The sequence below is a fragment of the Pedobacter agri PB92 genome, assembly GCF_000258495.1.
GTDB lineage: Bacteria > Bacteroidota > Bacteroidia > Sphingobacteriales > Sphingobacteriaceae > Pedobacter > Pedobacter agri.
In genome coordinates, this window is record NZ_AJLG01000185.1 from 1 (window position 1) to 9,278 (window position 9,278).

At 37.2% G+C, this 9,278-nt stretch carries 4 protein-coding genes; all 4 read left to right on the plus strand.

Annotated elements, in window-relative coordinates:
- Positions 1-131 precede the first annotated feature (131 nt).
- The 4 genes from ON09_RS20060 to ON09_RS20075 are packed head-to-tail and all read left to right on the plus strand — an operon-like array spanning position 132 to position 9,245.
- On the plus strand, positions 132-1,724 hold the full coding sequence (locus ON09_RS20060; RefSeq protein ID WP_029204506.1) for a hypothetical protein: 1,593 nt from the start codon (positions 132-134) through the stop codon (positions 1,722-1,724).
- The gene (locus ON09_RS20065) at positions 1,636-4,068 is read left to right on the plus strand and encodes a hypothetical protein (RefSeq protein ID WP_157259024.1); all 2,433 of its coding nucleotides are present in this window, start codon (positions 1,636-1,638) and stop codon (positions 4,066-4,068) included. Before ON09_RS20060 ends, ON09_RS20065 begins: the two co-directional genes overlap by 89 nt.
- A gap of 12 nt (positions 4,069-4,080) precedes the next feature.
- Positions 4,081-7,752, plus strand: coding sequence for a hypothetical protein (locus ON09_RS20070; RefSeq protein WP_010602861.1), 3,672 nt, complete (start codon positions 4,081-4,083; stop codon positions 7,750-7,752).
- Between the two features lie 2 nt (positions 7,753-7,754).
- Positions 7,755-9,245, plus strand: coding sequence for a contractile injection system tape measure protein (locus tag ON09_RS20075; RefSeq protein ID WP_157259025.1), 1,491 nt, complete (start codon positions 7,755-7,757; stop codon positions 9,243-9,245).
- Positions 9,246-9,278: the final 33 nt, after the last annotated feature.

Genomic DNA, 9,278 nt, shown 5'->3' on the forward strand with positions numbered 1-9,278 from the left:
ATCACAGCATCGTCAATATAAAAGATTTGCCTGGTGTAAAAAATCCTGATTGTTCATGTGCTGATTGCGATGACAATGTGATCAAATCAAGTAAACAATTTGTTTCTTTAAATGAATGTGGATGTAATTAAATGAGCAACTTAACAACCATATCAAAAAATGATTTGCCATTGGAAAGCATGCGGTTTGACAGGCTTCGGGAAATTGGTTTGAAAAGGATACAGGAACTGAGCAAAAACATCTGGACAGATTATAACTTGCATGATCCGGGGGTGACAACCCTCGAAGCACTTTGTTATGCGATTACTGATTTAGGCTACCGGCTTACTTTTGATATAAAAGATTTACTTGCGAATGATCCGGAAACTGAAGGCGATGTTGATTTCAAGAATTTCTTTACTGCAAGGCAGATTTTACATAATGCACCTGTTACGCTAAAAGATTTTCGTAAGCTGTTAATGGATGTTGCGGTTGTGGCTGATGGGGAAATACTTGGGATCAAAAACGCCTGGGCATTGCCTTCCACAGATTCAGAGATGAAGCTCTACGTAGATAAGGTTAAAGAAAAACTTGATTATTTCCCAACCGTAACGGACGAATATGGTTTTTTTATAAAAGGATTATATAATTTTTTATTGGAGTTTGATCAATCCATTAAACATGGCGATTTAAATTCAAATGCACTATCCGGAACCTATATCGTTCGCGACTTTACCGACCCATTGTTAAATGGAGTGGAAATCAAAATTAATGTTTATTTTCCACGTTGGGACGAGCCTGAAATCGACTTTCAAAATGATACATCCATCATCACTGCAATTAAAAACCTAAAGATTGAGTTTGATGAAATGCCAACTGGTTATTTGTTATGGACCAGCAACGAACTGAATTCAACTGTAGCACTAAAAGGCATTAAAACCATTTCAGGAGTTCCGGTAGATATTCCAGGATTAAATCTATTAGATAGTTTGATCAATCATTTTATTTTTGAAGATGCCGGTGGGATTTTACAGCGCTATAAAGCTAAAATTGAAGTTATTAACAGCATTATTAGCAAGGCAGATGATCGTTTAAATGAAAGCAGGCCGCTTTGCGAAGACTATCTTAATTCTCAGGCATTAAAGGTAGAGGAGATAGCCATTTGCGGCGATATCGAAATTGATCCTTTTGCTGATGCAGCAACTGTTGCCGCTACCATTTATTTTGAGATTTCTAAATTCCTTTCTCCCGAGGTTTGTTTCTACAGCTTGCCCGATATGAAAGCAAAAGGGAAGTCGACAGAAGATATTTTTGATGGTCCAGCCTTAGAACATGGCTTTATTGATGATGATGAACTGAATGCATCTGTACAAAAGTGTACCATCCGCGTGAGTGATATCATTCAAATCATCATGAATACTGAAATCGATGGCAAAAAGGTTGTACGTTCTGCCAGCGGTTTACAAATGGCTAATTTTCCTGAAGATGATGATGGTGCGATTGCGCAAAAAAGTGTTAAATGGTGTTTATCGCTGGCAGTTGATCAGTTTTACGTGCCTAGGCTATCAACTATTGCTTCAAATTTATCTTTTTATAAGAACAGCCTTCCATTCGCTTTCGATCAGGATGATATGCAGCTGAAATTGAACGCTTTATTTGCAAAAGCAAAAAAAACGCTACCCGGCAAATCCGGTGTTAGACAAAACTTTACCAATTGGAAATTGGCGGGAAACAACAGATTATAGTTCCATTCAGCAAGATTTCCCATTAGTATATGGTGTTGGAGCTGAAGGTATTCCCAACCTGCCAAAAGATGAAGCAGCCCGGCAGGAACGATTAACCAATGTAAAACAATTTAAGGGTTTCCTCTCTTTTTTCGATCAGTTGCTCTATGGCTATCTTCAGCAAGTAAACGGCTTAAAATCTTTATTTAGTTTAAATCAGGAGCTTGATGAGTATGATCAGCCATTACTTAATAAATCTTATTTCAGCGAGCCACTAAATGCAATACCAAATGAGGTGGTGCCAAATGCGCAAGATCAGCAGATATTTACGCCAGATTACGCAACAAAACTACAAGGTATTACCGAAACTAAAGGGGAATTTGAAGAAAGAAAAAACCGTTTCCTAGATCATTTGCTTGCCCGGTTTTGCGAGCAATTTAGCGACTATGCACTAATAGCCTATACCATTGATGGCCAAAAGGCAGGAGCTGAGTTAATAAAAGATAAGCTATCATTCTTAAATGCCTACCCTGAGATTAGCAGTAATCGTGGCAAGGCTTTCAATTATAAAAACGAACTGTGCTGGTATTATGAAAATATTTCGGGTTATGAAAAACGCATCACATCACTTTTAGGTATTAATCAGAAAAAACCAGAATGTTTGTTTTTTTCTCCGGCATTCAGAATTATCAACAGCCTAACAAATTGTAGTATAGAAACCAAAGTTGGGAGTAAGGTTTATTTCCAGGGCACTCGGAGCCATGCTAATGTCGCGGCTGCGAAACTGGAAATGGAAAAGCTAATCAGTGCAGGCGTTCTTCCTAATAATTACCAAATTGTTGAAGGAAGTGTAGCGGGTAAATTCAAGGTAATACTTTTTGAAGACCGGGTTGCCCGTAAATCAATCGCCTGCAGCAAAAGTTTGAACTTGTCTATCACAACAGCCAAAACATTAATTAAAGATCATATTAGATTGTGCTATAATGAATTATGTAATCATACACTAGCCAGTCGAAAAAATTTAACGCCTCCAATTAGAAACTATTTTGAGATCATCACTCATGAAGTAGACACCACTTCTGTGCCCAGTTTACACAAAGTTAGATACCAGCTGTTCGATAAGCCAAAGGGGAATCAGGACAGAAAGATAATTTTTAAAGGAATCCTCGAAGGTCCGGAGGTTCAAGGTATTGATGAAGCAGAAAAAATCAGCAATACCGAAATGAGCCTACTTTGGAAGTTTATCAAATTTGCTTCAGATGAAGATTATTACCGTTTCGAGCCACAAAATTCCATAAACTATGAACCTAACTACCATTTTGAAGTTTTCGACATCTATGGCAATACGGTTGGCGTTCATCAGGGTAAAAATTACAATCTGCCATTAGCTGAAATAATCGAAGATAGCCCTTATCCAAAGCACTTTAAAATAATCAATTCTGCATCAAATAATGGTACCTACACCGTAAATAATACAGTTGCCACCGGTGCAAATATCAAAATTGAAATTGACGAAATACTTCCGAGCAATTTTCCTGATGGGAAAGTTTGTTTTACGGAAACCTTTGCAGTCATAATACATGAGAACGGTCGAGAACTAACTTTTGATAATATTGATCTCACTTCCAAAATCAGTATAGGCAATTCGTTAACATTCGTGATTTCGCCAGTTGTAATGATCGATTTTAATGTGATAAAAATCGACTATCAAGGCAATAAAACAGTTATTGTTTCCTCTATTGCCTTGGATAAGGTAGACGGTTCTAAGATTTTATTTTCCAGGGTTTTTGATATAAAAAGTATTACTCCAAAAACAATCGTGATAAAGGCTGAACAAGAGAAGAAGGCGGTGCTAGATATGGTTAAATTTTTTAACGATACTTTTATTAACCGCGAAGGAATTCATTTGATTGAGCATTTGCTACTGCGGCCTAAGAACAATCTTGATAAGCTACTTAATATTCATACTGATGTTGACTGCGAAAGCTGCAAAATCACTGATACCTACAGCTTCGTAATGACAGCAGTGATGCCTTATTGGCCTGATCGTTTTAGGGATCGTAATTTTCGGGCTTTTATTGAGAAAACCTTACGCGAAGAAAGTCCGGCACATATTGCAATGAATATTTGTTGGGTAAGCCCTTTGCAGATGGATCAATTCGAAAAAGCTTACAAAAACTGGCTTATTCAAATTAATACGGTCAACGCAGACGATACTGAAAGGATAAAGGCCCTTAAAGATTTTATAGAAATTATCCAGAACCTCCGAAGTGTTTATCCATCAGGAAAATTGCATAGCTGTAATGAAAACGAGGTTCAAAAAAATACGCTAGTTCTCAATCAAACCAATATTGGCATTTTTTAATTATTCTGAGCTATGGAACTCATCAACACCACCACCGTTTTCGAAGAAAATCAAGTGTTAACTGCGGGGCAGTTAAATACGATGCAAGATTTCCTGTTGCAGGAGAGCAGACTTACCAGAACCAGATTAATTGGGCGTGGAATAGCTTACGGACTCGAAGTCGAGGTTAATGAGCATGTTGTTGCAATTACTAAAGGCGTGGGTGTAAGCTCCTGGGGTTTCTTGATTTCTTTGGGAGAATGTACACTAACACATTACAAAGAATATAAACTCCCTGATGGCTTAATCTATCCATATTTTATGGATACCACTGGGAACGATGTTCCATTAATTGAGTTGGTGACCGGAGAAAATGCCCTGGTTAGCGGTGCCAAGCCAATAGATTCCGGGCTGATTTTAAGTAATTATATCGTACTGTTATTTCTTGAACCGGCAACTAAAAATTTACAAAGTTGCCTGGGTAAAAGCTGCGATGACTTAGGCATTGAAAAAACTTTTACAGTCAGGAAGTTATTGGTTACCAAAGAAAATTTAAACAAAATTAACTCCGCAAATGCGAACCGCGGCGGGGCGATCTATCCTGGGTTATATCAGCTTGAAACAATAAATTATCCAAGGGCGCTGGTTACTTCTGTTGAAGCTAAGAGTTATGCAGATTTAATAAATTGTTATTTGAGTCCAATAGCGGCAATTTTAGGCGATTTATTGAAACAGCTGGAAACAGTTTACAGTGAGCTTCCTGTTTTACAAAAGAACTTTCCTGATTTGGATTTTGCTGCAGTAAATTCCATTTGGGAAAGCAAATTAGTTACACTTTCTGCCAAATACCTCAGCGGCAAAGGTTACGGATTTCAATATATCTACGATGCTTTTGAGGATGTTATCAAATCTTACGAAGAACTTCGTTGTGCAGTCATGAATTTAAATAGTTCAACCTTGCCAAATGCTGATGCCTTTCCGATGCATTTAATGCTTGGCGTAAAAGATTGCCCGCCATCGCTTTTTCGTCAGGAGTTCGAATATTCGCCAATCTTTAATCAATATCAAGACTGGAATAGAAAAGTAATTTCCATTTTTGGGAGAACTGTAGCTATGCTGAATGGCTATTTGGATCCGGCTGAGGCAAACAGTAAAAATGGTGTTTTAGCAACTCCCAGCAAAGAAAAATGGCAAAACCTAAATAAGCGGGCATTTCCGGTTTATTTTGATCCGGCAAATACAGCGTTCGAAAAATTTTGGAACGAATCAAACTGCCATGGATGTGACAATGGTAAGCCGCTAAGTTACCACTATCAACTACCAATAGAGGCACAAGAATACGCCTTAGGCAAATTGGCCGCACCGCTATATTATAATTTCAATGACCAAAATTTCTTTCGGTTGGAAGGCCATTTAGGCATGGATCACACCTCTGCAGTAAAACAATACGATCGGTTGAAAAAGAGATTCAATTTGCCGTTCAAGGTACGATCGATATTTATGGGTGTAGGTGGAGAAACGGAAAGCAGTTGTCGTTATCCTGATCTGGATTCACAATACCTGGCCTGGCGCAATCTTATGCTATATTACCTGAACAACTTAATTGAGTACAGCAATATGGCAGAACGTATGGCGGGGAAATTTGACGATGTAGTTAACGCCGCAAAAGATGCCTTTGATAATGTAATGGGCAATGATAGACAAGAAAATGTTGAGCCAACAGCCTCAGCAACTGCTCCATCGGGTACCGTTAGCAATACAGATAGACTCAAAACCTTTACAACACTGAATAAAAATTTCGTGAAGTTCGGAACAGTTTCGGAAAAAATCAATCGAACCGATTACACAAAAATTACAACGATTAAGGTTAGGGCCGAAGATGCTCAAAATGAAATCGAAAAAGATGTATTGAACTGGATTGCAAGGTTAAATGAAAACATCGAAGACATTATTTTACTGTTACCACTTGAGTTTTCTAGTTTTAAAGAAGCTGATTTTAGAAAACGCTATGTAGGATTTCTTGATTTATATGTTGACGCAATGAAAACCCTGGTCAACATAATCAATAAAGAAAAAGAGCGGGAATTACTTTCTTATCTCATGATTGGAAGTTTAATTCATAGAGCTTTAAATGTGCTCATGATGCGCCCATACGTAACTATTGGCACACTGAATGACATTAGGGATCGAAGAAACAGTAGTTTCAAGGTTAATAAATCGTTGTCTGAGTATTTAAATGATCAGGCTGTTGAACATTTGGCTGGGGCAGAGCGGGGGAATACATTGTTGCTGCTCTACCATACAGGCAAAGAAAATGAAATTATTACCAAGTTGCCTGTTACACCAGGAACTAATAAGTTCGAAAAATTAACCGAATTGAAGCTGGCAGAAGATGCCATACACGCCACCTACAAGCTCAGACTCCAAAGTATTAAAGATGCAGTTGCTGAAAAAAATGAAAACATCAAACGAGCAGAAGTTGAAACAGAAAAAGCGCTTGAAGTTAAGGTTGCTGAAGTTAAAAATCGTGTGGTATTAACTGAGGTTCAACTTAAAAAAGCCGAAAATGAACTCAACTCAGAATTTATGGTTCGAAAACGAAGTTTGCTTAGAACAACCAATAGTGAAACCATTGCTAAAGCTGAAGATTCACTCAACAAAGAATTTACGGATAAGATTAGTGTTTTACGCAAGAGTGCAGAGAAGGATGAGGCGAAAGAAATTAACGAAGTTTCAAAAGCATTGAAGCTTGATTTAGATCATAAACGTAAAGTTATTACTGAGGAAATTGATAGTAAGGTAAAAGAAGAAGCCGAAATTCAAAAAGAATATCAGAGCCGCCTGGATTTACTTGGTATAAAACGTAAAACTGTTGAGGAAGAGAAAGATGATGTGCCTGAAGAAATTACTTTAACATCTAAAAGAAAAATTCGCGATCGATTTATCAACGATTTTGAGCGTAAATTTAATAAGGAATTCGATACACTGGTAGAAAAAAATAAAGACAGCGGGCTTAAAAATTTAGGAGCTAACGTAATTGCCGATTTCACGGTTTATGACGATGACGGCTGTTACGCTTGCGATACAAAAAATGTTAAACATAAAGAACTGACGCCTTTGGCAATGCCAATTTCCAGAATCGTAGCCTACAATCAAAATAAGGAAACGATTTCTAAAGTGCAGATTTTAAATAATTTATACCATCCTGATTTTTTCGAAGTAGTGATTAATGCAGTGCCAAAATTCGGTTCTATTAAGTTCGAAGATGAGGTTTACGAACCCATTCCTGATAAGAAAGGGCAGGTGTTGGTTTATACTTTAGACCCTAAAAGATTAGATAAAAAATCTTTGGCCCAAATGGTTGTATTAGATGAATTTGATTATTTGGTAATTGAAAAAGAGAGCGGAAAAGAAATTGGAACATCCAAGCTGAGTTTTTTCATCGCCATTGGCAGCATAAGCAAGCAAGAATATGAACTTAGCGGCCGTGTGGTAGGCGTAAAGACGTTTACAATTACAGCCTACCAGGATAAAACTTTAGTTAAATCGCAATCATTTACCGGCTTATATTACAGCATGTTGCTACCGGCTGGAGATTATCAAATTACAATACTCCCAAGCAATACGCAATATCAATCGCAAACCAAAGCCGTAACCGTTGGTGATCAGGATAATATCGCTGATTTTGCATTTGGTAAAATATGAACATGATGAGCAACCACATTATTCATACGCAGAAAATGATGCTGACTATCGAGCGTCAGCAGGATTGGGACATCGTTCAGGCGAAAATTGGCATCTTTTGCAATCAGGAATTGCCGGCTTTGTTTGATGCTATATTCACTGAAGTTGCTGTTAATGATAGTATTCGCATCGATAAATTAACCATAAACCTTGGAGATGTTCCCTTGGATAGATTGGAAGAAATAATGAAAGAACAAATCTTATCACAAATGTTTAATCAATTGAAAGAATATAAGTTAAGTAAGATTACGAAAGATTTTACTTCAAATAATGAGCAGCTTCAGCTATTTAAGAATGCAGGTAAGTTTACCCGCAGGTCGTTGCTGAATAGCAGTAAAGTGTCTGATCAAATTGAAACCCATATCAACGATTATGAAGCTTTGGTTTTTTACTGTGAAACCGGTTTAAAACCTTGGTGGATTACGGCGGCATCCCACTTTAAGCCGGCTGCTATTCTGTTAGATATTTACAAATACAATTCTGTATTGTTTATACAATTTGTTAACTCCATTTGCAATGATTTTGTTGTCTACAATCGCCTAAGGCACCTCATTCATAAATCAATATTTTTCACTCAATATTTAAGCTTCGATAAAAATAATGATTTCTTAGTTTTCTTTAACTCTAATATCACGCCATCGTTGTATCAAAAAATGGTAGATTTTTGGCTGGCAGACATCAGCATTTCTAAAGACGAAATACCCGATCAGCAGTTTCAGGATTGGTTAATTTTCTTTCTAAAGAAAAATCCATCGTTCAGGTCTGAAATAAGTACGATCTTGAAAACTTACACTGCGAAACGCAAAACAACCAAAATCCAGAATAAGCAATTCGATGGGTTATCAGGTTTTTTAGCAACAATCCCAAAAACGATCAGTAAACCATTAAACGGTAACATGAAGAAATCAACAAAAGTTCAGTTAAGGAAACAGCAAAATGGAAAACTATTGCTTGAATCACTCATGGTGGAGAATGCGGGATTAGTAATTATTCATCCGTTTATAAAGCCGCTATTCGAAAGATTGGAATGGCTACATGGAGGTGCTTTCAAAGATGATCGCTCACAGCAAAGGGCCATTGTTTATTTGCATTATTTAGTTTATGACAATTATCCTGAAGACGAGAGTCAGTTGCTGTTGAATAAAATATTATGTGGTGCAGCCATTGAAACAGCAATTAATCTCAATGATATTAGTTTCTCTGAGGATGAATTGAGTGAGGCAGATGAATTAAAAAAAGCTGTTATTGTTCATTGGAATGCATTGGGCAAAAGTTCGCCGGCTGCATTGATAGAAAACTTTTTCAAAAGAAATGGAAGCTTAAACTATAAAGATGGTAACTGGAACCTCAATATTGAGCGGAAAGGAATCGATATTTTATTAGATCGGTTACCATGGGGACTTACAATGATAAAATTGTCATGGAACAAATATTTGATACAAGTAACTTGGTAAAATCGGGTTCACAAGCTAATGCAGCAGCTATCC

Coding starts and splice junctions, on each gene's coding strand:
- ON09_RS20060 (WP_029204506.1), top strand. CDS start 132: ATGAGCAACTTAACAACCATATCAAAAAATGATTTGCCATTGGAAAGC.
- ON09_RS20070 (WP_010602861.1), top strand. CDS start 4,081: ATGGAACTCATCAACACCACCACCGTTTTCGAAGAAAATCAAGTGTTA.
- ON09_RS20075 (WP_157259025.1), top strand. CDS start 7,755: ATGATGAGCAACCACATTATTCATACGCAGAAAATGATGCTGACTATC.